23 protein-coding genes and 1 tRNA gene are annotated in these 26,984 nt (G+C 33.5%); 13 read left to right on the top strand and 11 right to left on the bottom strand.

Going from position 1 to position 26,984, the window contains the following annotated elements; genetic code table 11:
- Position 1: 1 nt before the first annotated feature.
- The 4 genes from P2W75_RS00745 to miaB all read right to left on the bottom strand — a co-directional run bounded on the left by P2W75_RS00745 (position 2) and on the right by miaB (position 5,203).
- Positions 2-1,660, bottom strand: a complete 1,659-nt coding sequence (locus P2W75_RS00745; RefSeq protein ID WP_276378546.1) for a tetratricopeptide repeat protein — start codon at positions 1,658-1,660, stop codon at positions 2-4.
- 83 nt (positions 1,661-1,743) lie between these two features.
- Positions 1,744-2,247, bottom strand: coding sequence for an LptE family protein (locus P2W75_RS00740; RefSeq protein WP_207297591.1), 504 nt, complete (start codon positions 2,245-2,247; stop codon positions 1,744-1,746).
- Between the two features lie 102 nt (positions 2,248-2,349).
- Entirely contained in the window at positions 2,350-3,609 is a 1,260-nt protein-coding gene (locus P2W75_RS00735; protein WP_207297590.1) for a sigma-54-dependent Fis family transcriptional regulator, read from the bottom strand.
- A 148-nt stretch (positions 3,610-3,757) separates the two neighbouring features.
- Positions 3,758-5,203: a tRNA (N6-isopentenyl adenosine(37)-C2)-methylthiotransferase MiaB gene (gene miaB, locus P2W75_RS00730; RefSeq protein WP_276378545.1), complete on the bottom strand. Its 1,446-nt coding sequence runs from the start codon at positions 5,201-5,203 to the stop codon at positions 3,758-3,760.
- Positions 5,204-5,538: 335 nt separating this feature from the next.
- Here miaB and topA point away from each other — a divergent pair, with 335 nt between their 5' ends.
- From topA to P2W75_RS00690, 8 genes are all read left to right on the top strand, one after another.
- Positions 5,539-8,052 (top strand): type I DNA topoisomerase, encoded by a 2,514-nt coding sequence (topA, locus tag P2W75_RS00725; RefSeq protein WP_207297588.1) that lies wholly within the window; start codon positions 5,539-5,541, stop codon positions 8,050-8,052.
- 15 nt (positions 8,053-8,067) lie between these two features.
- Entirely contained in the window at positions 8,068-9,219 is a 1,152-nt protein-coding gene (locus P2W75_RS00720; protein WP_207297587.1) for a formimidoylglutamase, read from the top strand.
- Positions 9,220-9,482: 263 nt separating this feature from the next.
- Complete coding sequence (gene gldK / locus P2W75_RS00715) at positions 9,483-10,886, top strand: gliding motility lipoprotein GldK (RefSeq protein ID WP_207297586.1); 1,404 nt, start codon at positions 9,483-9,485, stop codon at positions 10,884-10,886.
- Between the two features lie 70 nt (positions 10,887-10,956).
- The gene (gldL, locus tag P2W75_RS00710; protein ID WP_207297585.1) at positions 10,957-11,604 is read left to right on the top strand and encodes a gliding motility protein GldL; all 648 of its coding nucleotides are present in this window, start codon (positions 10,957-10,959) and stop codon (positions 11,602-11,604) included.
- A gap of 52 nt (positions 11,605-11,656) precedes the next feature.
- On the top strand, positions 11,657-13,198 hold the full coding sequence (gldM, locus tag P2W75_RS00705; protein WP_276378544.1) for a gliding motility protein GldM: 1,542 nt from the start codon (positions 11,657-11,659) through the stop codon (positions 13,196-13,198).
- Between the two features lie 45 nt (positions 13,199-13,243).
- Entirely contained in the window at positions 13,244-14,233 is a 990-nt protein-coding gene (gene gldN / locus P2W75_RS00700; protein WP_207297583.1) for a gliding motility protein GldN, read from the top strand.
- A gap of 188 nt (positions 14,234-14,421) precedes the next feature.
- Complete coding sequence (gene gldN / locus P2W75_RS00695) at positions 14,422-15,411, top strand: gliding motility protein GldN (protein WP_207297582.1); 990 nt, start codon at positions 14,422-14,424, stop codon at positions 15,409-15,411.
- Positions 15,412-15,486: 75 nt separating this feature from the next.
- Positions 15,487-16,560 carry an FAD-binding oxidoreductase gene (locus tag P2W75_RS00690; protein ID WP_276378542.1) on the top strand — a complete coding sequence of 358 codons (1,074 nt, stop codon included), beginning with the start codon at positions 15,487-15,489 and terminating at the stop codon, positions 16,558-16,560.
- On the opposite strand, the gene P2W75_RS00685 is transcribed toward P2W75_RS00690, so the two are convergent.
- Positions 16,541-16,924: a DUF983 domain-containing protein gene (locus tag P2W75_RS00685; protein ID WP_276378541.1), complete on the bottom strand. Its 384-nt coding sequence runs from the start codon at positions 16,922-16,924 to the stop codon at positions 16,541-16,543. The genes P2W75_RS00690 and P2W75_RS00685 overlap by 20 nt on opposite strands.
- Before the next feature lie 65 nt (positions 16,925-16,989).
- Between P2W75_RS00685 and P2W75_RS00680 the strand changes: the two genes are divergently transcribed.
- Positions 16,990-18,909 (top strand): ABC-F family ATP-binding cassette domain-containing protein, encoded by a 1,920-nt coding sequence (locus tag P2W75_RS00680; protein WP_276378540.1) that lies wholly within the window; start codon positions 16,990-16,992, stop codon positions 18,907-18,909.
- A 142-nt stretch (positions 18,910-19,051) separates the two neighbouring features.
- Here the strand turns inward: P2W75_RS00680 and P2W75_RS00675 are convergent, their stop codons facing one another.
- On the bottom strand, positions 19,052-20,011 hold the full coding sequence (locus tag P2W75_RS00675; RefSeq protein ID WP_207297578.1) for an App1 family protein: 960 nt from the start codon (positions 20,009-20,011) through the stop codon (positions 19,052-19,054).
- A gap of 61 nt (positions 20,012-20,072) precedes the next feature.
- On the opposite strand from P2W75_RS00675, the gene P2W75_RS00670 reads away from it, so the two are divergent.
- Positions 20,073-20,942: a diacylglycerol kinase family protein gene (locus P2W75_RS00670; RefSeq protein WP_276378539.1), complete on the top strand. Its 870-nt coding sequence runs from the start codon at positions 20,073-20,075 to the stop codon at positions 20,940-20,942.
- A 228-nt stretch (positions 20,943-21,170) separates the two neighbouring features.
- Here P2W75_RS00670 and P2W75_RS00665 read toward each other — a convergent pair whose 3' ends face one another.
- The gene (locus P2W75_RS00665) at positions 21,171-22,316 is read right to left on the bottom strand and encodes a GNAT family N-acetyltransferase (RefSeq protein WP_276378538.1); all 1,146 of its coding nucleotides are present in this window, start codon (positions 22,314-22,316) and stop codon (positions 21,171-21,173) included.
- 115 nt (positions 22,317-22,431) lie between these two features.
- Positions 22,432-22,920 (bottom strand): DUF1761 domain-containing protein, encoded by a 489-nt coding sequence (locus P2W75_RS00660; RefSeq protein WP_207297575.1) that lies wholly within the window; start codon positions 22,918-22,920, stop codon positions 22,432-22,434.
- Positions 22,921-23,030: 110 nt separating this feature from the next.
- Between P2W75_RS00660 and P2W75_RS00655 the strand changes: the two genes are divergently transcribed.
- On the top strand, positions 23,031-23,258 hold the full coding sequence (locus P2W75_RS00655) for a hypothetical protein (protein WP_276378536.1): 228 nt from the start codon (positions 23,031-23,033) through the stop codon (positions 23,256-23,258).
- A 164-nt stretch (positions 23,259-23,422) separates the two neighbouring features.
- Complete coding sequence (locus P2W75_RS00650) at positions 23,423-23,728, top strand: hypothetical protein (protein ID WP_207297573.1); 306 nt, start codon at positions 23,423-23,425, stop codon at positions 23,726-23,728.
- A 28-nt stretch (positions 23,729-23,756) separates the two neighbouring features.
- Here the strand turns inward: P2W75_RS00650 and P2W75_RS00645 are convergent, their stop codons facing one another.
- Entirely contained in the window at positions 23,757-25,358 is a 1,602-nt protein-coding gene (locus P2W75_RS00645; protein ID WP_276378535.1) for a tetratricopeptide repeat protein, read from the bottom strand.
- A 64-nt stretch (positions 25,359-25,422) separates the two neighbouring features.
- Here P2W75_RS00645 and yiaA point away from each other — a divergent pair, with 64 nt between their 5' ends.
- Complete coding sequence (yiaA, locus tag P2W75_RS00640; protein ID WP_276378534.1) at positions 25,423-25,896, top strand: inner membrane protein YiaA; 474 nt, start codon at positions 25,423-25,425, stop codon at positions 25,894-25,896.
- 145 nt (positions 25,897-26,041) lie between these two features.
- Here yiaA and P2W75_RS00635 read toward each other — a convergent pair.
- A tRNA-Glu gene (locus tag P2W75_RS00635) sits at positions 26,042-26,113 on the bottom strand.
- Positions 26,114-26,471: 358 nt separating this feature from the next.
- Positions 26,472-26,879: a helix-turn-helix domain-containing protein gene (locus P2W75_RS00630; RefSeq protein WP_207297569.1), complete on the bottom strand. Its 408-nt coding sequence runs from the start codon at positions 26,877-26,879 to the stop codon at positions 26,472-26,474.
- Between the last annotated feature and the right edge of the window lie 105 nt (positions 26,880-26,984).

The raw sequence follows: 26,984 nt of genomic DNA, 5'->3' as shown, positions 1-26,984 counted from the left end.
ATTAATTGTTATTGTTATTTTGTTGTAAAATCTTTATATCCGAAATGCGGTTTGCAAAGAAAGTAATTTTTTCTGGATATTTCAAAATTAATATTTCATATGCTTGTATAGCCTTTGTATATTTTTTTTGTTCCAAATATACTCTGGCCAAAGTCTCTGTCATTAGGTATGAATTCTCCTCTTCATCAACATTTAATTGTATCGACGGATTGGCCATAGTAGGCTTGATAGGTGAGATTTTTGGATTTGCTTCAATAAATCTGTCAATTATTTCTGCCTTTTTCTTTTTTTCATCCTCGACTGAAGCGTTTTCGGTTATTTCAATACTTTTTTTTTCATTTGAATCTGATTCTGTCGAAGTATCTTTTGTGCGGTCAATAGGCTCTGTTCTGGCCAATTGAAGCCATTCCTGAAAAGAATGTTTTTCATTTCCTTTGAAATCTATTGGTTTTCCAATTTCTAGATTTTCTTCGGCTGTTTTTACAATTTCCGAAATTTCAGTTTTTTCAGTTTCCTGAACTTCAATAATTTCTTCTTCATCTGCAGCTTCTTTATCGATTTTTGATTCCTCAATTACTTCAGGTGCTTCAAAAACAACATTCGCAGGCTCAATAATCGAAACTAAAACAGCTTCCTCAGCTGGATCAACGGTTGGCTCAGCAATTTCTTCTTCTTCCTCGTCATCTACAAATTCATCAAAAAAGGTATGAGTTCTAAGTTTTACAACAGGCTGTTCAGTAATAATTTCGGCTGGTTTATTTTCGTTTTCAACTTCCTTAAAGGTGTTAAGAATTTCTTCTTCGCTAGGAGCTGCAATTACATCTTCTATAACAGGTTCAGGAATTTCTTCTGTTTCAGTCTCTGTAACTTCTTCAAAACTTTCGAATATTTTTTGTTCGTCCTCAATTTCGGCAGGCTGATCTATTACAGGAATAAAAGTATTTAGGATTTCTTCTTCACTTGGACTTATAATAGATTCTTCTTCGGGAATAACTTCTTCTGTTTTTTCTTCCGTTTCAGTTGTTACCTCTTCAAAGGTATTTAATATTTCTTCTTCCGTTGGAATTGCAATCGCAGGTTCAAGAGCGCTATCGTCTAGTACTTCTTCTGTTTCAGTTACTTTTACAAAAGAATCTAAAATTTCTTCTTCACTGAAAACAGCAATAGGTGGTTCAACAATGGTTTCTTCAACTGTTTCAGCAGTTTCCTTTGGTTCTTCTGTTTTTTCTACAATTTCAGAAGGTTTTTCAAAAACAACGGTTGTAGCTTCTTTAATTGATTTTAAAATAGACTGTTCGATAGGATCAATACGAACTTCTGGAGTTTTTTTGACATCATCAAATGAAACAATTTCACTATCTAAAACATTGATTTCTAAAAGATCTTTAAGTTTCTGATCGTAAAATTCATTTTGAATCGAGGTAAATTTCTCAGAAGTAATAAAATCAAATAAAACCGAACGATCTGCCGTATGCGCAGCCGCAACTTTTAAAGCATAATTATACTTAAAGCTGTTTTGGCTGTAAAGTCCTTTTAAGCGAAGTGCTCTGGCACTTTGAAAATATGGAAATTCATTCAAAACGCTTCCTAATGCTTCCGTTTGCTTTTCTGTAATAGCATCAGGTTTGTTCATTAAGTAGGTATAATCAGTAACGTTCATTATTTTTTATTTAATCGAATTTTTCTTTTTATTAATTATGGCTTCATCTTCAGTCTATTAACGACCAAATGATTGGACTTATTTTACCACTTGGCAAGAGATTCATTAAAGATGTCTTGTGTGATTCTTTCAAAAATGGTTTTAATAGCTTCGTTTAACACCGATCCTGTAGGTAGAGAAGTTCCAGGGAAATCGTAGTAAAACTCAAATGTTTTTTCGAAATCATCTGTTTCTTTCTTTTTGTTTGTAAATCGTACCATAACACGAATTGTCAAGCGGTTTTGTGCGGCTTGCTGATCTGCTGTTGCAGTCATTGGCGTGATTCTGTAATCTACGATTTCACCTTCATAAACCAATTCACCTCCATTACTAACTAAATTCAAATTGGTTTGATTCATAATCAAATCCTGTAAGGCCAGGGTAAAATCCCTGTCAATTCCAGGTTCAACCAAATCAGCATTATTATGAAAAAAGTTAACCTGAAAAGTTTTTGCATCAATTGTAGATGCTCCTGTAAAGTTATAAACACCACAGCCGCTCAACATGAAAAGGCTAAGAAATGCAAATAAAGAATATATTTTTTTCATAATGTTTATTGGGGAAATTCCAATGTTTTAAATCTCAAATTCCAATTCTGTCCAAATATAGGTAATTGAAATTTGGAATTTTGAAATTGTATTTTAATTATTTTATAAATCGAATTGTTTGATTTTGCGGTATAAAGTTCTTTCTGAAATACCTAATTCATCAGCTGCAGCTTTTCGTTTTCCTTTGTTTTTCTCCAATGATTTTTTAATCATTTCGATTTCCTTTTGTTCTAAGCGTAAAACTTCTTCTTCTTCAATAGTTTCGGCAAACAAATAATTGTCTTCGGGTATTTGATAATTTTCTTCGCGTACTGCAGGAGTAGTCATAACAGCGGTTCTTGGTTCTTCTTCAAAATCAATTTCGCTGTCATTTTGCTGATTACCGTATATTTTCTGAATCAAATTCGGATTAATGTCCTGCACTTTAGAAGTGCCGTTTTTCATTAATTCCAAAGTCAGTTTTTTAAGATCATTCAGGTCGCTTTTCATATCAAAAAGTACCTTATATAATATGTCTCTTTCGGTACTGAAATCACTTTCTTTTTTATTGTCGTTAATAACAGATGGCAGATTGCTTCCTTCGGCTGGTAAATACGATTGTAAAGTCGCAAGATTGATATCGCGATTGGTTTCTAAAACTGAAATCTGTTCTGCGACATTTCGAAGCTGACGAATGTTTCCGCTCCATCTGAATTTCTGTAAAAGTTGTACGGCATTGTCATCTAGTCTTAGAGGCGGCATTTTGTATTTATGAGCAAAATCGGCCACAAACTTTCTGAACAACAAATGAATATCGTCGTTTCTTTCGCGCAAAGGCGGTAATGTAATTTCTACGGTGCTTAAACGGTAGTACAAATCTTCGCGAAATTTTCCTTTTTCAATGGCATTGAATAAATTCACATTGGTTGCAGCTACGATTCTTACATTTGTTTTTTGAACCTGAGATGACCCCACTTTTATAAATTCACCATTTTCCAAAACACGAAGTAATCTTACCTGAGTCGTTAATGGCAATTCGCCAACTTCATCAAGGAATATCGTTCCGCCGTCTGCAACTTCAAAATAACCTTCACGTGTGCTTGTTGCTCCTGTAAAAGCTCCTTTTTCGTGTCCGAAAAGTTCACTGTCAATTGTTCCTTCTGGAATGGCACCGCAGTTTACGGCAATATATTTACCATGCTTTCTGTGTGAAAGCGAATGGATTATTCTTGGAATGTTTTCTTTACCAACACCACTTTCCCCAGTTACCATTACTGAAATATCAGTTGGGGCAACCTGAATGGCTTTTTCGATAGCACGATTTAATTTTGGATCATTACCAATAATCTCAAATCGTTGTTTTATTGCTTGAACTGTTTCCATTTGTGTTTTGTTTCAAGTTTTTTATTTGTTTCAGGTTTCAGGTTGTACAACTTTGACCATAAAACTTTAAAATCTGGCTTATAATTTTGTTTCAAGTTTGAAGTTACAGAAATAACCTGAAACTTGAAACCTGAAACTTCAAACAATTTTAATTCATGCTGCTCAACCCTAAAGCTTCACCTTTAAGGGTTCCACTTGTACAGCTTGTTATTTTTACATTTACGAAATCTCCAATTTTATAATTTTCTTTTGGGAAAACCACTGTAATACTTTGAGAGTTTCTTCCTGAGAATTCGTCTTTTGATTTCTTTGAGACTTTTTCTACTAAAACTTCTACGGTTTTTCCAACAAACTCTTCGCTTCTAAACCAAGCATGTTTTTGCTGTAAATCCACGATTTCTTGTAATCTTCTGGCTTTGGTTGCTTCTTCAACATCATCTTTCATTTTTCTTCCTGCCAAAGTTCCAGGACGTTCAGAATATGAATACATATAACCGAAATTATATTTTACATATTCCATTAAACTTAATGTATCTTGATGATCTTCTTCCGTTTCTGTTGGAAAACCAGCAATCATATCTTGCGAAATCGAAGCATCTGGAACAATTGCTCTGATTTTATCAATCAAAGCCATATATTCTTCGCGAGAATGCAGACGATTCATTTCTTTCAAAATTCTATTACTTCCAGATTGAACTGGTAAATGAATGTGTTTACAGATATTTGGATATTTTGCAATAACATGTAAAATGCTTTCGTGCATATCCTGCGGATTTGAAGTCGAAAAACGAATACGCATTTTCGGAAATCCTGCAGCCACCATTTCAAGAAGCTGTTCAAAATCAACAGCGGTTGCTTTTTGCATTTCAGAAGCGTTTACAAAATCCTTTTTCAATCCGCCTCCGTACCAAAGGTAACTGTCAACGTTTTGTCCAAGAAGCGTAATTTCTTTAAAACCTTTGTTCCATAAATCTTGAATTTCAGCCATAATGCTCTGTGGCTCACGGCTGCGCTCACGTCCGCGTGTAAAAGGTACAACACAGAACGTACACATATTATCGCATCCACGAGTGATTGAAACTAAAGCAGTTATTCCGTTACTCATCAAACGAACTGGCGAAATATCTCCGTAAGTTTCCTCTTTCGATAAAATTACATTGATCGCGTCGCGTCCTTCTTCAACTTCTGCTAATAAATTTGGAAGATCTTTGTAAGCATCTGGACCAACAACCAGGTCGACGATTTTTTCTTCTTCCAAAAATTGGCTTTTCAAACGTTCTGCCATACAGCCTAAAACGCCCACTTTCATTTTCGGATTGGTTCGTTTTACGGCGTTGTATTTTTCAAGACGTTTACGAATAGTTTGCTCTGCTTTGTCACGAATTGAACAGGTGTTTACCAAAACTAAATCGGCTTCTTCTAAAACCGAAGTAGTGTTGTAACCTCCGTCAGATAAAATGGAGGCTACGACCTCACTGTCCGAAAAATTCATCGCACAGCCGTAACTTTCTATAAATAGTTTTTTTGTATTCTCGGGTTTATTTTCTAAAACAAGACTTTCGCCTTGTTTGCTTTCTTTAATAATCTTTTCCATTGTAAAAATTCAAAGTGCAAAGATAACGGAAAAAGGAGCAAAGATGACAAGATGGCAGAAAAGAATTTTAGATTTGTGATTTAAAATTTTATATGTTTATATTCTTTGCGAAGATTTGCAGACAATTTATAATCTAAAATCTAAAATCAGAAATCTAAAATAAAAAGAACATTTCTTGGTCAGAATAGTGTAAAAGTTATACCTATATATATAATGTAGAATATTACAGATAAATCTGCAATTTTAGGTTTCATAATATCAAAATACTTCAAAAATGCATCCATAAGGTTAATATTTAAAAAAAATAAATACTTTTGTTGCAGAAAATAAGAGCAATGGCAAAGAATTTAGTAATAGTGGAGTCACCTGCAAAGGCAAAAACGATCGAGAAATTTCTCGGGAGCGATTTTCAGGTGGAGTCAAGCTATGGTCACATAGCAGACTTACCATCAAAGGAAATAGGGGTAGATGTAGAAAATGGTTTTAAACCTAAATACGAAGTTTCCCCAGATAAAAAAGCCTTGGTAACGAAACTAAAATCACTTTCTAAAAATGCCGAAACGGTTTGGTTAGCAAGCGATGAGGACCGCGAGGGAGAGGCTATTTCATGGCACTTGGCGGAAGAATTAAAATTGGATACAAAAAAGACCAAACGAATTGTTTTTCACGAGATTACAAAATCTGCGATTCTTAAAGCAATTGATAATCCAAGAGAAATTGATTATAATTTAGTAAACGCACAACAGGCTAGACGTGTTTTAGATCGTTTAGTAGGTTACGAATTATCTCCTGTTTTATGGAGAAAAATTAAAGGCGGACTTTCTGCTGGACGTGTACAATCTGTATCTGTACGTTTAATTGTAGAGAGAGAACGTGAGATTCAGAGCTTTAATGCAGTTGCAACGTATTCAATTGTAGCAGAATTTGTAAATGAAGGCGGAAAAGCATTCAAAGCGAAACTGCCAAAAAACTTCAATACAAAAAAAGAAGCCGAAGATTTTTTAAATCGAAACATCGGTTCTAAATATAAAGTAGGAGATTTAGAAACTAAACCTACTAAAAAATCACCAACAGCACCTTTTACAACTTCAACCTTGCAGCAGGAAGCAGCAAGAAAATTGTACTTGCCGGTTGGAATCACTATGCAGTTAGCTCAGCGTTTATACGAAGCGGGGCTTATTACTTATATGAGAACCGACTCTGTGAATCTTTCAAAAGAAGCAATGGACGCAGCTGAAGCAGAAATCATTAAATCTTACGGAAAAGAATATTCAAAACCTCGTGTTTTTGCTAATAAAAACAAAGGTGCTCAAGAAGCACACGAGGCAATTCGTCCAACAGATATGTCTCGTCACTCCGTTAATATTGATCGTGACCAAGCTCGTTTATACGATTTGATCTGGAAAAGAACTTTGGCTTCTCAAATGAGCGACGCACAGTTGGAAAGAACAAACGTAAAAATAGAAGCCGATAATCATGATGAAGTTTTTACAGCTTCTGGAGAAGTATTGCTTTTTGAAGGTTTCTTAAAAGTGTATTTAGAAGGTCATGATGATGATGAGGAAGAACAAGAAGGAATGCTTCCAGCTTTAAAAGTAAACGAAAAACTAGCTAATAATTATATTACAGCTACAGAACGATATTCTAGACCGCCGGCTCGCTATACAGAGGCTTCTTTAGTAAAGAAGTTAGAAGAGCTTGGAATTGGTCGTCCTTCTACTTATGCGCCAACAATTTCAACAATTATCAATAGAAATTATGTTGAAAAAGGAACACTTGAAGGTGTAGAACGTAATTACACACAGCTTACTTTGCAAAATAGTAAAGTAGGAGAGAAAGTTTTAAAAGAGAATACTGGTTCTGATAAAGGGAAATTAGTTCCAACTGATATTGGTACCATCGTTACGGATTTCTTGGTAAAGAATTTCGGAAACATTTTAGATTATAATTTTACTGCAAAAGTAGAACAGGATTTCGATGAAATTGCTGAAGGAAATATCGACTGGGCAAAAATGATGCAGGATTTCTATAATCAGTTTCACCCAAATGTAAAAGAAGTTGAAGCAAATGCTGAACGTGAAAGCGGTGAAAGAATTCTAGGGAAAGATGCTGATGGAAGACAAGTTTCTGTTCGTTTAGGAAAATTTGGGCCAATGGCTCAGATTGGAGAAGCAGATGATGAAGATAAAAAGTTTGCCAGCTTAATGGCAGATCAAAATATTGGAAATATTACTCTAGAAGAAGCTCTGAATTTATTCTTGCTTCCTAAAAATCTAGGTACCTATAAAGGAGAAGAAGTGGAAGTAAGCAATGGTCGTTATGGCCCTTACGTTCGTCACGGAAACATGTTTATTTCATTGCCTAGAGGAGAAGATCCGCTGAGTGTTTCAAAAGAAAGAGCTCAGGAATTAATCGATGAAAAAGCATTGGCCGATGCTCCAATTGCAGTTTATAAAGGAGAAGGTGTTCAAAAAGGAGTGGGGCGTTTTGGTCCATTCATCAAATGGAACGGTCTTTTTGTAAACGTAAGTAAAAAATACAATTTTGATAATTTGTCTCAAGCTGATGTTGAAGAATTAATTGAAGATAAACTTCAAAAGAATATCGACAAAGTAATTCATAACTGGGAAGAAGAAGGAATTGTAGTTGAAAAAGCACGCTGGGGGCGATCGGTGATTTTGAAAGGAAAAATCAAAATTGAATTGAGTAAAGATGTTGATGCTTCAAAATTAACATTAGCTCAGGTTCAGGAAATGATTGAAGCAAAAGCTCCAGCTAAAAAGACTCCTGCAAAAAAGGCAGCAGCAAAGAAAGCTCCGGCAAAAAAGACAACAGCGAAAAAGAAATAATTTTAAGCACAATAAATGGAATTTGATTTTCTAGAACCAGTAAGCGACGTAGTTTTAAAATATGTCAATACACTGTCTTCACAAGAACTTGGGAGTAAAATAGTTTTTCATACTCAAGATCAGTTTCCTGATATTGATAAAATCCATATTGCAATTATTGGGGTTCTAGAAGACCGTCGTAATATCAATATGGTAAATGAAGTGAATCTTACAGCAGTTCGTAAGAAGCTTTATGGGATGTTTCCAGGAAATTGGGATGCGTCAATTGCAGACTTAGGTGATATTTTGGCAGGAGATTCAGTAGAGGATACATACTTTGCAGTAAAGAAAGTAACTTCTTCCTTAATTAAGAACAAAGTTATTCCTATAGTCCTGGGAGGTTCTCAAGATTTAACATACGCTTTATATCGCGCATACGATGATTTAGAGCAAATGGTAAATTTGGTTGCGGTAGATAATAGATTTGATTTTGGAAAAGAAAATGAAACAGTTTCAGCAAATTCATACCTTACACAAATTATAATCAACGAACCAAATAATCTTTTTAATTATTGTAATATAGGATATCAAACCTATTATAACTCTCAGGAAGAGATTGATTTAATAGAAAAATTGTTCTTTGATGCCTATCGTTTAGGAGAGATTTCGAATCAAATTACTTTGGCTGAACCGGTTTTTAGAGATGCTGATTTAGTGAGTATTGATTTGAATTCAGTAAAATCCTCAGCCTCAGGGAATATGGTTTCTTTTGAGCCAAATGGGTTTAACGGAAAAGAAATTTGCGCTCTTGCCCGATATGCAGGAATCAGTGATAAAGTATCGTCTTTTGGGATTTTTAATCACAACAGTACAGTCTCAGAATCACCAATTATGGCTCAAATTGTATGGTATTTTATTGAAGGGTATCACTATCGTTCTAAAGAATATCCTTTTGGAAGCCGAACCAATTATTTAAAATATATTGTTCCGCTTGAAGAAGAAGAATTGGTATTCTATAAAAGTGACAAAACCGAGAGATGGTGGATTGAAATTCCATACGAAACAAATGGCAGCAATAAATTGAAAAGAAATACGTTATTACCGTGTTCTTACGACGAATATTTGAGTGCTTGCAATCAAGAATTGCCAGAAAGATGGTGGAAAGCACAACGAAAAAATGCTTTGTAAAATAAAAATTAAATAAAAATCTTATTTTTTGTAAAACTATAGAAATTAAGTTAAAAATATTAGTAAGATAAGTTTTATAATGCATAAAAATTAACGTTTTACGTCGATTTTTTTAATCAGTTTGTCGATGAAATATTTTTTTTTTATTTTATTTAACATTATTTTTGAACGGTAAAATAAAATTCGCAAATAGCTATTGTTTTTTAGATAAATAATAAATACGTTTACGGACTTTTAATAATGAATAGATAATCCAAATTTATATGAAGAAGTTTATTGCATTTACAGCAATGTTAACACTAGTAATCGGCTGTGGTAAGTCAGGTGACAAAGGTGAATTAGTTGGTGTTACAGGAGGGAAATGGCACCCTGAAAAACCGTATGGAATGACTTTGGTTCCGGGTGGATCTTTTATTATGGGTAAATCTGATGCTGATTTAGCTAATGTGGAAGACGCTCCAACTAAATCAGTAACTGTTCGTTCTTTTTATATGGACGAAACTGAGATTACAAATAGTGAGTACCGTCAATTCGTGGAGTGGGTAAAAGACTCTACAATGAGAGTTCGTCTTGCTATTTTAGCTGATGAAACTGGTCAAAAAAGTACTGGTGACAAAGGTAAAAAAGGCGGAAGCATCGCTGATTATGCATTTAATGATTCTGAGCCAGATAAAATGACGGCTTATGATAAATACATGTATGATAACTACTATAGTGTAGGAACAAAAGATGATCCGTATGCTGGTAGAAAATTAAACAAAAAAGTTAAATTAATCAGAGATACTAAAGCTTATCCAGATGAGTATTATGCTGAAGTAATGGACTCAATGTATTTACCAATTGAAGAATCATACAATGGTTTAAGAACAATTGATGTAAATAAATTGAAATTCCGTTATTCTTGGATGGATATTCAAGCTGCTGCTAAAGCAAAAGTTGGAAAAAGAAAAGACTTCGTAAAAACGGAGCAAGTAAATGTGTATCCTGATACAACAGTTTGGATTAAAGATTTCGCTTATTCATATAATGAACCAATGCACAATGATTATTTCTGGCACAAAGCTTATGGGGATTATCCTGTAGTAGGTGTGACTTGGAAACAAGCTAAAGCTTTCTGTGCTTGGAGAACATTAAACAAAAACAGTTATATTAAATCTAAGAAAAAAGGACGTGACTTAGTTAACGCATTCAGACTTCCAACAGAGGCTGAGTGGGAATATGCTGCAAGAGGTGGTCTGGAGTCTGCTACATACCCTTGGGGGGGACCTTACACGAAGAGTGATAGAGGTTGTTTCCTTGCAAACTTCAAACCAAATAGAGGAGATTACGCTGCTGATGAAGCTTTATACACAGTTGAAGCTAAATCATACGAGCCAAACGGTTACGGATTATACAATATGGCAGGAAACGTTTCTGAGTGGACAGATTCTGCTTATAATCCAAATGCATACGAATACGTTTCTACAATGAACCCTAACGTAATTGATGGAAACAACCAAAGAAAAGTTGTTCGTGGAGGATCATGGAAAGATGTTGCTTACTTCTTACAGGTAAGTACTCGTGATCACGAATATGCTGATTCTGCTAGAAGTTATATTGGTTTCAGAACTGTACAAGATTACATGGGGACACAAGTAACTGGAAACGGAACTGGCAAAAAGAAATAAGTGAATTATTAAATCAATTATAATAACCAAATCGAATCTATTTTAAATTAAAACCTAAAAAAAAATTATTATGGCATTATTAAGTAAAAAAGCAATGAATTTCGCTTATGGTATGGGAGCGGCAGTAGTAATCGTTGGAGCTTTATTCAAAATTACTCACTTTGAAATTGGGCCATTAACAGGAACAGTTATGCTTTCAGTTGGTCTTCTTACTGAAGCATTAATCTTCGCGTTATCTGCTTTTGAACCGGTTGAAGATGAACTAGATTGGACTCTTGTTTACCCAGAATTAGCTAACGGACAGGCTAGAAAAAAAGAGGCTAAAGCTGAAAATCCAACTGAAGCACAAGGATTATTATCTCAAAAATTAGATTCATTATTAAAAGAAGCTAAAATTGACGGTGAATTAATGTCAAGCTTAGGAAACAGCATCAAAAACTTCGAATCAGCTGCTAAAGGAATTGCTCCAACTGTAGATTCTATTGCATCTACTAAAAAATACGGAGAAGAATTATCTCTTGCTGCTGCTCAAATGGAATCATTAAACAGTTTATATAAAGTACAATTAGAAAGCGCTTCTAGAAATGCTGAAGCTAATAAAGAAATCGCTGAAAATGCATCTAAATTAAAAGAGCAAATGCAATCTATGACTGCTAACATTGCTTCTTTAAACAATGTTTACGGTGGTATGCTTTCTGCAATGAGTAACAAAGGATAATTAGTTTTTAACTATTATAGTATATTTATTAATAAGAACTAATTAGAAAAAAATGGCAGGAGGAAAATTAACCCCTAGACAGAAGATGATCAACCTGATGTATCTGGTTTTCATCGCGATGTTGGCAATGAACGTATCAAAAGAAGTTATTTCTGCTTTTGGTTTGATGAATGAAAAATTTGAAGCGGCAAACACTGCTTCTGTTGCAACAAACGAAAGTTTATTAACGTCTTTAGATCAAAAAGCTGCTGAAGCAAAAGGAGAATTTGCTAAAGCTGCTGAAACAGCTCACAAAGTTCAAGCAGTATCTAAAGAATTCTATGACTATATCGCTGGTTTAAAAGCGCAGTCAATCAAAGGATTTGAAATTGATAAAGAAACTGGAAAATTACCTTACGAGGCAATGGACAGAGGTGATAATATCGACGACTGGTTTACGGGAGACGGTTACACTAAAAAAGGTAACGAAATTATCGCTAAAATTGAGAAATATAAATCAGATATTAAAGCTGCTCTAGGAACAGATAAAAAATATGCTGGTATTATTTCTGAGGTTGAGAAAAAATTTGATGTTTCTGACGTAAAAAACAAAGAAGGTATAAAAGAAAAATACTTAGCTTATCACTTTAAAGGTTTTCCTGCAATTGCATCAGCTGCTAAACTTTCAGCTTGGCAAAATGACGTTAAGAAAACTGAAGCAGACGTTTACAACAGCGCTTTAGGAAAAGCTGCGGTTGCTGCTGCATCTTACAGTAATTACCAAGCAATTGTTGTATTAGACAAAAATGCTTATTTCCAAGGAGAGAAAGTAACTGGTAAAGTAGTTTTAGGTCGTTATGACGAAAACACTAAACCAACATCTTTCCAAGGTCCTGGACAAATCGTAAACGGACAAGCGGTTATCTCTTTGACTGCAGGTGGAGTTGGAGAACAGGATATCAACGGACAATTTACGTTCTTAGAGGATGGAAAAAACATTCCACTTAAATTCTCTGGAAAATATGTTGTAGTACCAAGACCAAATTCAGCTACTATTTCTGCTGATAAAATGAATGTTGTATATAGAGGAGTTGTTAACCCAATCTCTGTATCATTCGCTGGTGTTGATGCAAACAAAATCGTTGCTAGTGCTCCTGGATTATCTTCAGCTGGTAAACCTGGAAAATATAACATGAGCCCTGGTTCAGGTACAGAAGCTACAATTTCTGTTACAGGAACATTACCAAACGGTGACAAAGTTACTGATAAGAAAACATTCAGAATTAAAGGTATTCCTGGACCAACAGGAACAATCAGAGGAGAAATGGGAGTTGTTAAAGGTCCTAAATCGAACTTAGAGATTGCTACTATTGGAGCTAAATTACTTGATTTCGACTTTGAAGTTGGTTTAGATGTTGTTGGATTCAACATGAAGATTGCTGGACAGCCTACAGTTGTTGTTACTGGTAATAAAATGAATGCACAATGTAAACAAGTACTTTCAAGAGCAGGTAAAGGAGATCAGGTTACTATTTCTGAAATTAAAACTAAACTTGTTGGAGCTGGTAGTTATTTATTACCAAGAACTGCTCCGGTAATTTATGAAATACAATAATAAAGTAGCTTAAAACTACGTTCAATATCATATAATAATACCACGATGAAAGTAAGAAATTTTTTATTAGCTGTTGTTTCTATCGCTGGAGGTTTTGCTTCTAATGCACAATCTAATTTGCTAAACGCGAAAACACCTGCTCAAATAGGACTTAAAACTCCTGCGCAACTTATCTCTGATAATGATAAGCCTCTAGCTTATGGTTATGTAGATGATAGAGATATTTTGATGGGAAAAACTACTTGGGAGATCATTGATTTAAATGAAAAAATCAACTTTCCAATGTACTTTCCTGTAGATACGGCTAATATTGGACCTGATAGACGTTCTCTTTATGACGTCTTGACGAAAGCTATCAAAAAAGGTAAAATAACAGAGGTTTATACTGATAGCTATTTCAATACTAAAAAATCTATGAAAGACATCGAAGGATCATTATCTCGTATTGATACAACAGATGCTGGTAGAGAGCTTATCAACCAATATCCAGATGATTACAAATCACGTGTAGTGAAGAAAAAAGTAGTTACTGGAACTGGTAAAAATAAGAAAGTAAACTATGTTGAAGAAACAGTTGGACCAACAAGAACAGTTCCTGCTGAGTACATCTTAAAACAAGATCTTACTTCTGCTGATGTATCTCAATATAAAATTAAAGGATACTGGTATTTTGACAAACGTCAAAGTGAATTGAAATATCGTTTACTTGGACTTTGCCCTGTAACTCCTGACGTTTATACTATGAATAGTGACGAAAAGGATTATATCGAGTTATTCTGGGTTTTCTTCCCAAATGCACGTGAAGCGCTGCATGAAGCTAAAGCTTTCAACGATAACAACTCTGCATTGCCAATTTCTTTTGACCAGATATTAAATTCAAGAAGATTTAATGCGGTAATCTATAAAGAAGAAAACTTGTACGGAGATCGTGAGATCAAAGATTACATGAAAGACAATGCTCAGAATCAGTTGTTAGAATCTGAAAGAGTAAAAGAGAAAATCCGTAATTTCGAGCAGGATATGTGGAATTACTAAGTATTTGAATTACAATATATAAAAAACTCTTACTACATTTGTAGTGGGAGTTTTTTTTGTTTATATCTCATTTTGAATATTTTATGTTCCATTTGTGATTGACAGCTCTAAAATGATTTTAATTATGTAAGAAAAATTGCAATATTTTTAAATGAATTACGTTTAACTTCTTAATAATATATATCATTATGAAAGTAAAATTATTTTTAGCAGTTTTTATTGCTTTAGTTGTAAACTTTAGTTCTATTGCACAGTCGAATTTATTGAATGCGAAAAAGCCTTCAGAGATTGGGCTCAAAACCCCTGCACAGCTTATTTCTGATAATGACAAACCTTTAGCATATGGTTATGTCGATGACAGAGACGTTTTGATGGGGAAAACAGTTTGGGAAATTATAGATTTAAATGAAAAAATAAATTTCCCATTATATTTTCCTGTAGATACAGTGAATATTGGTCCAGAACGACGTTCCCTTTATGATGTTTTAACAAAAGCCATCAGGCAGGGAAAAATTACAGAAGTTTATACGGACAGTTATTTCAATACGAAGAAATCTTTAAAAGACATTCAAGGATCTTTATCTCGTATTGATACAACAGATGCAGGAAGAGAACTTATCAATCAATATCCGGATGATTTTAAATCACGAGTTGTAAAGAAAAAAGTAGTTACCGGTACCGGAAAAAATAAAAAAGTAAATTATGTAGAGCAGACAGTTGGACCAACAAGAACAGTTCCTGCAGAATACATATTAAAACAAGATCTTACAGCTGCAGATGTGGAGCAGTATAAAATAAAAGGATACTGGTATTTTGACAAAAGACAGAGTGAATTAAAATATCGTTTGTTAGGAATTTGTCCTGTAACCCCAGACGTTTATACTATGAACAGTGATGAAAAGGATTATATTGAGCTATTCTGGGTTTTCTTTCCTGATGCCCGTGAAGTACTGCATGAAGCAAAAGCTTTTAATGATAAGAACTCGGCATTGCCTATTTCATTTGATCAGATTCTAAATTCGAGAAGATTTAATGCGATTATCTATAAAGAAGAGAATGTGTATGGAGACCGTGAAATCAAAGATTATATGAAGGATAATGCTCAAAACCAATTGTTGGAATCTGAAAGAGTAAAAGAGAAAATCCGCAATTTTGAAGAAGATATGTGGAATTACTAATCCACTTAATTTATAATAAGAAAAACTCTTACTAACTTTGCAGTAAGAGTTTTTTTATTTTATATACACTGCAAAATGCTTGATTATTTAATCGTTGGATCTGGATTGGCTGGAATTTCTTTTGCCGAAGTTGCCCTAAAAAACAATAAGTCTATTTTGGTTATTGATGACAAATCACAAAATTCTTCCAGAATCGCCGGAGGGTTGTATAATCCTGTAATTTTAAAACGCTTCAGTGAAGTATGGAATGCAAAAGACCATTTGGTTTTAATGAATGAATTTTATGATCAAGTGGAAAGTAAACTGCATGAAAAATTCAATTTTAAAATGCCAATTCTCAGAAAGTTCTTTTCGATTGAAGAACAGAATAATTGGTTTGCTGCTTCTGATAAAATTAATTTAGCTCCTTTCTTATCTACAAAACTGATTACTAAAAAATATCAGGGAATTGATTCACCTTACGATTATGGAGAAGTTTTGCATACAGGCTATGTTAAAACGGGACAATTATTAGAAAGTTACAGAGAGTATTTAAAAAACAATAAACTACTTCTAGAAGAATCTTTTCATAGCTCTTTTCTCGATTTTCCTGATTCAGGGATTCAATATAAAAATATTAAAGCACGCCATATTATATTTGCAGAAGGTTTTGGACTGCACAAGAATCCTTATTTTAATTATCTGCCTTTGGACGGAACAAAAGGAGAGTTGTTTTTAATAGAAGCACCTGATTTAAAACTGGATGTTATTGTTAATACCAGTGTTTTTATCCTGCCAATTGGCGGTAATTTGTTTAAAGTGGGTGCAACGTACAATTGGCATGACAAAACAGATCTTCCAACTGAAGAAGGTAAAAAAGAACTTTTAGATCGAATTAAAGAAATTATTACCTGCGATTTTGAGATTGTAAAGCATTTTGCAGGTGTTCGCCCCACAGTTGCTGACAGAAGACCGATTATTGGAACTCACGAAGCTTATCAATCAATTCATCTTCTTAACGGATTAGGGACGCGTGGAGTGATGCTTGGACCGGCTTTGGCCAAAATGTTATTTGATCATATCGAATACGGAATTCCAATCGATAAAGAAGCCGATATAAAACGATTCCATAAAAGATATTTAAAATCTCTTACTCCTGACCGGCTTTAGGATCGTATGAAACAAACATGTTGATGTATAAGTTTCTCGAAAGTCGTAATACAAAAGGAAATAAAAGAACAAGAGTTATTATAATAGCGATGAACGATTGACTAATACTTGCTCTAAAAAAGACGAAAGAGACAATAAAGGCAGCGATTCCAACAGCAACATTCAAAGCATAACTCACATACATTGCTCCATAAAAAAAGGAAGGCTCAATTTGATATTTTAGTCCACAGTGGCTGCAGTGATCATTCATTTTGAGAACGTTATTCAAATGAAGCGGATTTTTGTCTGAATACATGCTTTCTTTTTGGCATTTTGGACAACTTCCTGTTAAAATACTATTTAGTTTGGATCCTTTTTTTAACATTTGCAAAAAATTTAAACAAAGGTACATTTTTGAACCTTTACTGCTGGTAATTATAGTCACAAATTATGCTTAATATACACAATCTTTCTGTTTCTTTTGGTGGAACCTATTTATTTGAAGAAGTTACTTTTCGTTTAGGTGCTGGCGACCGTGTAGGTCTTGTTGGTAAAAACGGAGCTGGTAAATCAACCATGCTTAAAATGCTGGCTGGGGATTTTAAACCAGATTCAGGAGTTATTTCTCAAGAGAAAGATATTAGAATGGGATTCCTACGTCAAGATATTGACTTCGAACAAGGAAGAACTGTTTTAGAAGAAGCATATGAGGCTTTTACTGAAATTAAAGCTGTAGAGAAAAAACTAGAAGAAATCAATCATCAATTGGTTACTAGAACTGATTATGAAAGCGAAGAATACGGACAAATCATAGAAGATTTATCGGATTACACACATCGTTTTGAACTTCTTGGAGGTTATAATTATGTAGGTGATACAGAGAAAATTCTTTTAGGTCTTGGTTTCAAAAGAGAGGTTTTTAATAATCAAACCGAAACATTTTCTGGAGGTTGGAGAATGCGTATTGAGCTTGCAAAGCTTTTGCTGCAATCAAACGATGTATTACTCCTTGATGAGCCAACCAACCACTTAGATATCGAAAGTATTATTTGGCTGGAAAGTTTCCTTAGAAATTATCCTGGAGTAGTGGTAATTGTATCGCACGATAAAATGTTCTTAGATAATGTTACGAACAGAACAATCGAAATCTCTTTAGGAAAAGCATACGATTTCAATAAACCCTATTCTCAATATTTAGAATTACGTCATGAAATTCGTGAGAAACAATTAGCGACGCAAAAGAATCAACAGAAAAAGATTGAAGAAACCGAAAAACTAATCGAGAAATTCCGTGCAAAAGCTTCTAAAGCTTCGATGGCGCAATCGTTGATTAAAAAATTAGATAAAGTAGAAAGAATCGAAGTTGACGAAGACGATAATTCAGTTATGAATATCTCTTTTCCAGTTTCTAAAGAACCAGGAAAAGTAGTTATTGAAGCTGAACATGTAACAAAAGCGTACGGCGACAAAACGATTCTAAAAGATATTAGTTTATTGGTTGAAAGAGGAAGTAAAATTGCCTTTGTTGGGCAAAACGGACAAGGTAAATCTACTTTTATTAAAGCGCTGGTAAACGAATTTGAATACGAAGGAAATATAAAATTAGGACATAATGTACAATTGGGATATTTTGCTCAAAATCAAGCCGAATATTTAGACGGAGAAATTACGTTGCTTCAAACTATGGAAGATGCTGCAACCGATACAAACCGTATGAAAGTTCGCGATATGTTAGGTTCTTTTCTTTTCCGTGGAGATGATGTTGAGAAAAAAGTAAAAGTACTTTCAGGAGGTGAGCGTAACCGTTTGGCACTTTGTAAATTGTTACTACAGCCAATCAACGTATTGCTGATGGATGAGCCTACGAACCACTTGGATATTAAATCTAAAAACGTATTAAAAGCGGCACTTCAGAAATTTGGCGGTACTTTGTTGTTGGTTTCTCACGACAGGGATTTTCTTCAAGGAATGTCGAATATCGTTTATGAATTCAAAGATCAAAAAATCAAAGAATATCTAGGCGATATCAACTTCTTCTTAGAACAGCGCAATCTTGAAAATATGCGTGAAGTGGAGAAAAAAGATGTCGTAAAAAAAGATACTCCAAAAGAAAAAGAAGTCAGCAAAGTGTCTTACGAAGATCAGAAAAAAACAAAAGCGCTTCAGAATAGATTAAGTAAAATCGAAAGTCAGATTCAGCAATTAGAAAAAGATATTCAGCACGACGATAAAGCGCTTGAAACGAATTATGACAAACACATCGAAGACGCTTCATTCTTTACCGCTTACAACAAAAAGAAATCAGATTTAGATCAGTTATTAATTGACTGGGAAACTGTTCAAGAAGAGATTGATAGTTTTAATGCATAGTTATAAGTCGCGATTTTCAGTTTACAGTCTCAGTTTATAGTCACAGTGAAATATTAAAAAACCTTTTTCAAAGTTCTAAACTTTGAAAAGGTTTTTTAATTAAGATTATGCGTAAAGTGTAAACTGAGACTGAAAACTCAAACTAAATAATCCCAATAGACTTAGAATGCTCAATAGCCTCACTGCTGTCTTTAAAATAACACACTGCAACATCAAGTGTTTCTAAATTGTGGAGTATTTTTTTAACTTCTGTTTTTTGAGATTTTCCAGTCTGCCTAATATAAACAGCAATTACGGTAACTGGAAAAATTTTACAGATTCGTTCGTACAACATAGGATCATGCTGAGAATCATCTCCTAATAAAACATATTTCAAATTTGGGTAAAACTCAACCACATGTTTTATCTTTTCATATTTGTGATCGTGATTCCCTCTTCCGCTCATAAAAAAATCGGTGATTCCTCTTTTGATATCTTTCAGCAGAAAAACTGCTTTTGGAAGTTTATTAATGCGGGTAAATTTGGCAATAAACCGGTATAAATTCCATTCGCTGCTTGAAATATAAAAGAATGCATTTCCTTCTTCAGGATTATTTCTTCCAGCCTGGCTCAATGCTTGATAATGTGCCACAACATCTTTGAATACTCTTCGGTCGTTTACATTTTTAAAAAGCAAAATATATATTTTGAGAAATAAATTCTTAGTATGCGAAATCAAAAATGTATCATCAATATCGGATATAATGCCCAGTTTTCCTTTATGTGGCCGAATAAAACTACCCTTGCAGTGAACCGTTTTATCTTGATATTTCAGACTGACTTCATACGGCATCCAGCCAAAATGAGTTTCCTTTTCCAGCGGAATGCAAAAATTAAAAAAACCATCGTCTAAAGTTTTGGTATGAATCACTTCATTATTATAATGGAGATAAACATCAAAATTTTTAATGGTTTTTATTCGGAATAACTTTAGAATCGAGGTGGCGTTTTTTAGCTTTCTTTTTTCAAAATCGTAGTTGTGTTCTCTTCTTAAAACATGCCCCATCACAATTAATTCTTGCTCATTTGCATAACCTCGATATAATTGTAAAATTGGTTTCATTAATTACGTATATTTATGTAACTGTAATTTACTTAATATAATTGGTTTTAAAAATAAAATTTTGAAAAAGAATATACTCTTTGTCGTAAATCCCATCTCTGGAGATCTCGACAAATCCGATTTAATAGAAGCTGTTCAAGAATTTGCAACGACAAATCATTTTGATTTAGAAGTTTATGAAACAACTGGAAAAAATGATTTAAAAGAAATTCAAAAAATATACGATCAATATAATCCAGAACGAATCGTTGTTGCGGGCGGAGATGGAACAATCAAAATGGTCGCTGAAGCCATGGAAGAACACGATGTAATTATTGGAATTCTGCCGGCTGGATCAGCAAACGGACTTTCTGTTGATCTAAATCTCCCTGCTGGAATCGAGGAGAACCTAAAAATAGCCTTTCTGCATCATTATATCGAAATGGATATGATTTGCATCAACGGCAAAAAAAGCATTCATTTAAGCGATCTCGGATTAAATGCTAATCTGGTAAAAAACTACGAGCAAAGTGATGTTCGTGGCTTTTGGGGATATGCGCTGCAGGCTTTTACAACATTAACAGAATCAGATGCGCCGTTTGTAGCTACAATTTCTGCGAATAATAAAACAGTTCAGCATGTGGCCCGAATGATTGTAATTGCCAATTCGCAGAAATATGGAACAGGCGTAATTATTAATCCAAACGGAACTATGAATGATGGAAAGTTTGAATTGGTGATTCTGAAAAGTCTTGATTTGTTTTTAATTGGAAAAATTATCACCGGAAATATGCCAATTGATTCTGATGACATTGTGATCATTTCAACAGACAAAGCGACTATCGAAACGGATTACCCAGTTCATTTTCAAATTGATGGTGAATATTGCGGAGCGCAGACTTCTTTAGAAATTCATATTCTGCACAAACAAATGAAATTGGCAGTTCCTTGATTGTGATTGATTTTTTGTTGAAGGAATATTGCAAATCTTAAATCGTGTCGCTCCGCTGGAGCTTTTTATACCGCCGATATTATTTTCTATAAATATTTCGCTCTTCCAGAGCTAAAAAAGCTCCATTAGGAGCGAAATATTTATAGAAATTGTTATCACTAAAGTTCAAAAGCTCCATCGGAGCGACATGATATTTTTCTAAAAAAATAAACTTTGAAAGGGAATATTTTATTTAAAAGGATTGCGTTCCTGCCATTCCGTTTTAGGTTCCAGATAATTAAAAAATCTTGAAATATTGTGATTAATCAACGAGTTGCTGTGTGTTATCAAACCATACATTTTTACTGGTTTGGCGCCAACAGAACTTTTGATTTCAAGTGCAGTACGAGCAAAAACGATTTCCTTAAAGCCTTGTTTAATGGAGTAGGAGATCATATCGTACAACATGTTCAGATACAGCATTTTTTCGCGTTGTACACTTTCGTCGTATCCTAAGAAATAAGTGTCCATTACTTCGCCGTTTTTAATTAGAGTATTGAATCCGATAAGTTTTTCGTCTAAAAAATAACCATATAATAAAAAGTTATCTCCCATAATTTCTTTGAAAAAACTAAAATGATTTCTGGCTAGAAAGAAAGTATTGAAAGGAGCATTTTTGGCCACATGAAAATACAAATCATAAATTACATCCTCGTATTTTTTAATATCGGCAAGAGTCATTTTTTGTTTTACGATTCCTTCAGATTTTTTTCGGGCACGTTTGTATTGATCGCGGTATTTTTTAGATAAAGCATCGATATAATCCTGTTCGGTTTTCCAGTTTTCTCTGATTTCGAAAACCATATTCGGCTGTGTCGAAAACGTATAATTGTTTTTAAATTCAGCCTGAAGTGGTTCGATTTCTTTTGCAGTAAAATCCTTTATGCTTGTAATGTGGACTTTCTTTCCGCTTTCTTTCAAATCCTTTTTTAGCTGATTTATCGCTTTATGAAGTGTTTTTATCGCTTTAGATTGCTTAACATTTTCTTTAAAGATAAAAGCATTTTGTCCCGTAAGCATATTGTTGCCAACAAATAACACGTGCGAAGCAAAGTTTTTTAAAGCAAAATTACGGACAGATGTTTTTAAACACTTGTCACGTTCTCCAAACGATTCGAGTTTTTCGGCAAATAAAAATTGGGTCAGAACAATTCCAATTAGTTTTTTCTCTTCAAAAAGTCCAATAAAATGACAAGTCATGTTTACTGGGCAAGAATTTTCCAGTACTTCGAGATATTCCCGTGTCAAAAAAATATTATCAGCAGCAAGCGAATTCCATTCTAAAGGCAGTAAGGAAGTGCTTTTGTAAATCTGGAAAGAATAGGTTGTATTCAAATGAGTAGACTAATTTCGTCAAAATTAGAGAATATTTACAATAACTCAATTCCTTTAAGTTATTATTAAGAAAACCCGTTTGAACTTTGATTTCAAACGGGTTTTGTATTTTGAGCTAAGCAAATGCGCAAATGATACCGCCCATTAACGTAAGTGTTATTATCCAGAAACCAGCATGGATAAAAATGTATTTCCAAGATTTTCTTTCAAACAAACCATTGATTCCGATTACAGGGAAAGCAAAAAATAATCCAGATAAGAAACCATGCAGAGCGCCGTGTTTAAATGTTCTGTAAGCTGTTCCATAATCTGCCATGAAAGCAGAAAAAGATGGTTTTGCAGAAGCAATTAAAGGTGGGCCGCCAACCATTCCAACTGCGCCTGATTGATGAATGGTCAACGACATTAAAGTCATCGAAATCATCAAAGAAAAAATGTAAGTAAGTCCGAAAATTTTCAGCATACTTCCTTTTCTCAGTTCTTCTTGGGTCAGATTATTTTCTTTCATCCAAATCGTTCCAAAGACTTTTGGATTGTACCAGATGAAGCCTACGACAAGTGTTACGATCGCAGAAACTAGGAATGCGTAAAAGTTAATTTCCATAATATGAGGTTTTTGTAATTAGTTGTTTCAAAAATACTCAAAATAGTATTGCTAAAAACAAGAAAAATAATACCTTTTTATTTATTAACACTTTATCGACATAAGGCGCTTTGTATCTTGTAATAGATTTTCATAAAAACAATCTGGAAGGAAATATTCCCAATTTAATTGGTAATTTAAAAAAGCTGGAAGTTTTTAGTTTTTCTAGTAATCAATTCTCAGGATCAATTCTTGAAACGATTTGTAAGTTGAAGAATTTGAAAGATTTAGAGCTTTCTAAAAACAATTTGTCTGGAACAATTCCATCGGAAATGGGAAACCGTTTTTATGAGATTTAACCGAAGAAAAGAAATCAGAAAATCACATCTTGAATTGATTTTAACCACAAATTTAATTTAAGTTTGCAGGCCGGTTTCGATTTTTTTTATAACTTTAAAATTGGATTTATTTCCACCTTATTAATTACGAAAACAAAAAGTACAACCTTTAAAAAGATAAAATTATGACACTACAATATCAGGGCGAACAATACGGAAAATCAACAACATTTACCATTAGAATTATTGGTAACAACTTATCTAAAAGCAGTTCAAACTACCAAATTGATCTTTTAGTTGGCGATAAAAAACTTCCAACATTTACAAGTGAAATTCACCAAAGTCTTTCGAATTGTTTAAAAGAGATTTACTTATTCAGAAAACACAACGGAATTAAATTCGACGAATCATCAGAGAAAATTGTTTCTCTTTATGTTCCATACGATAGAGTTTTGTTTAACTATAATAAATACGCTTTATTCAGAGCTTAATTATTTGGAAAATAATTTAGAAAACCGTTCAGAGATGAGCGGTTTTTTTGTGTAAATGAGATTCAGGAAAATAGATCGCCAGTAAATTTAATGTTGTTTCATAAATTGGTTTCTGTCTCACTTTTGAAAGTAACCAAGCCAGAAAGCTCATGATGAAAATATCCTTAGGTCCGTTTTGTGCTGTAATGATAAAATTTTCTATTGTGGTTTGAAACTTTTCATTTTTTATGATTTCGGTTTTCATTACATATTGTTCTATAAGCGAAAGATATTGCACAACGCGCTCTTCGTTTACCGTTAACAGGTATTTTTTATAACGTCGTTTAAAGCTTTTGATTCGGGAAATTGCGAGTTCTGTGTTTTCCTGCTGTGTGTGAAGCATTATTTCCATCAGACATTTTTTGATAGTCCAGTCCATACCCATTTTTTTCTCGTACCAGCTGTCGGTATGGCTTAATTTTGCCATTTCTTTTACAGCACTTCGTCCCGCGTTTTGCTGAATATGAAAAACGATAAGCATTAAACGGACATCGTTACTATCATTAGGATCTGTTTTTTTGTTTAGGGTTAAAGCTTTTTCGGCAATTTCGATTGCTTTTTGCCAATTTCCCAGATAGTTTTCGTTGAAAGCCAGCAAAAGAAAATATCTCAAACAGAAACGATGGTAATATTTACCAGACTGTTTCTGAAGTTCGGTAAACATCGAATTAAGATAATTCAAAGACTCAGAAAACTGACCGTTGCGAAAATGAAAATTAGCAATAAAATACAATATGTAAATATGATAGTATAAATGCTTATTAGTCAAATCTGCTTTTTTGCTGATGAATTTGTAGCTTGTCATCACAAAAGGCTGAATAGGCAGGTAATTGTTGTTTATAGAAGCGTATTCGTTGGCAATAAATAAAATTTGGTACAAGGATTTAAAAGTCAATCCTTGTTTCAATGATATTCCGTGTGTTTCGATGGTGTTTTTTATTACCGCCTGAAAATCTACAATACGACCTTCATGATAAATCGCGGCAAGTTCGCGGCGTAAAACTGCGTAACCAAGATTAAGCTGCTCTTCGTATTCAAGCTTTTTTTTATTGGCTTTAAACTTTTGTATTACTTTTTCAATTGGCTGAGAAAGATTGAAATGAGCAAATTGTATTTGCATCAAATATATTTCATTAAGAAGACGGAAATGTTCAATGTTCGTTGCAATATTTTCCGCTTTTGCCAAACATTTAAAAGCCGTTTTTTCAAGTTTATGTTCAAAAAACAAACGGCTTACCACAATAAGGCGAAGAATTGTATTTTCTTCTGAAGTGTCATTCTCAAAACTTCGAGTCGCCATGAATTCCACCATGTTATCATAAAGCCTTTTTCGTAATGCATGATAAGCATCGCTGCTTTTTTGATTTTTTAAATCTGACTTTTTTAATTTTATATCGTCAGTTTTTAAAGAATTGAATAATTCAATATTTCCAACGTCTTTACGTTTGTTCTTTTTGGATAAATGTTGTATGAATGCCTTTTTTTCTGTTTCATTCATCATGTTGGATATTTCCTGAAGTGCATTCATAGTTTTATATTTATGAATGTAAAAATAAGAAAAACTATTTTTTATATCGTCAGTTTTATTCATAAATTGATTTTCATAACTCCGGTTTCATGCTGAAATTTGCTTCATAATTATAAAACATAAAATTATGGAACCGCTAAAATCAAATGAATCAAACAACAATTCGGAATTAAAAAATGCAAGATTAAATAATGGATCTAGTCCATTAAAACCTAGTGCTGCCTTTATAGGCGCTTCGTGGATGACGTTAATTATTGGGATGACCTCGTATTGTATCGGACTTTATAATTCGGATATGGCGTACAACGAAAAAGGATATTATTTTACAATTCTTCTTTTTGGTCTTTTCTCTGTAATATCAGTGCAAAAAAGTGTGCGTGACAGACTAGAAGGTATTCCGGTTACAGACTTGTATTACAGCATAAGCTGGTTTAGTACCATTGCCTCGATAGTATTGCTTATAATTGGTTTGTGGAACGCCAATTTACTCCTAAGTGAAAAAGGTTTCTTTGGGATGTCGTTTGTATTAGGACTGTTTTCTGCGCTTGCTGTGCAAAAAAACACCCGAGACCTTAAACAATTTGAATCATCGGCTATATAATATTTTAGCGGAGCCTCATTACGGTCACAAATTGTGCAGTTTTGAGGTTTTCTAATTTTAACTCTCTGTAGAAAATGGGGGATTTTCTTTAATTGAGAGTTATTTTAAAAGAAAAAAGCTTCAGATTTCTCTGAAGCTTTTTTTGTAGTCCGTGGGGGAATCGAACCCCCCTTACCAGGATGAAAACCTGGCGTCCTAACCGATAGACGAACGGACCTGTTTTGCTATTGCGGGTGCAAAAATGCAATTAATTTTGGAATAACCAAACACAAAAGCGAAAAAATTTTTTGAAGAATTTTAAGAAAACAACCTATTTAGGAATGTTTAATTATAAAATAATTAAGTTAAGTATGCTGTATTTGTTTGATAGATAATTAATTGTTTTGTGTATAGAAAATAAAATACAATGCTTTTTTCTTCTTTTATTAAAATGAAAAAATTTAAGAAAAATTGAGATTTATTTGATTTGAAGTAATATTCTTATATGTTTTAAAGAGCTTTTGTTTGTTCTTCAATATTTTTAAAATGAAAAAGAGGCTCAAAAGCCTCTTTTTGAATTATACATTTATAAAAGTTTATTCCTTTTTTAATAATTTTTCTAAAACCTTAATTTGTTCTTCTTTGGCTTTTAAAAGTTCCAGATTTAATCGTTTGATTTCTTCTAAAGCTTCAAGCCATTTTTCAATTGGATTTACATTGAAAGTTGGATAGTAATTGTATCCATTGGATTGATCATTAAAAGTATTGGATATAATATTTATGGCTTGTTCTTCATCAAAATTTTTAAAAGCTTCAACAGGAATTTTCAAAGAAGTAGAGATTTGTTTAAGCAGATTATCTTCGATTACATCTTTCTGTTCCAGAATAGAGATTTTTTTCTGATTCCAATCTTCACCCAAATCATAAGCAAGAGCTTCCTGTTTGATACCAAGCATTTCTCTGAAGCGTTTTACGTTTCTTCCCTGATGAATTTTCTGTTCCATAATAATTTCTGATTTTCTGAAGGCTCAAATATAAAGCTATCTCAATTAAAAAGTCTGATTTCAAAGATAAAAAATATCCCGTAAAATATTCTTTTTGTCAGATAT

It is taken from the genome of Flavobacterium sp. H4147, assembly GCF_029360735.1.
GTDB lineage: Bacteria > Bacteroidota > Bacteroidia > Flavobacteriales > Flavobacteriaceae > Flavobacterium > Flavobacterium endoglycinae.
The sequence above is the reverse complement of the archived record's forward strand: the minus strand, read 5'-3'. Positions and strand labels throughout refer to the sequence as shown.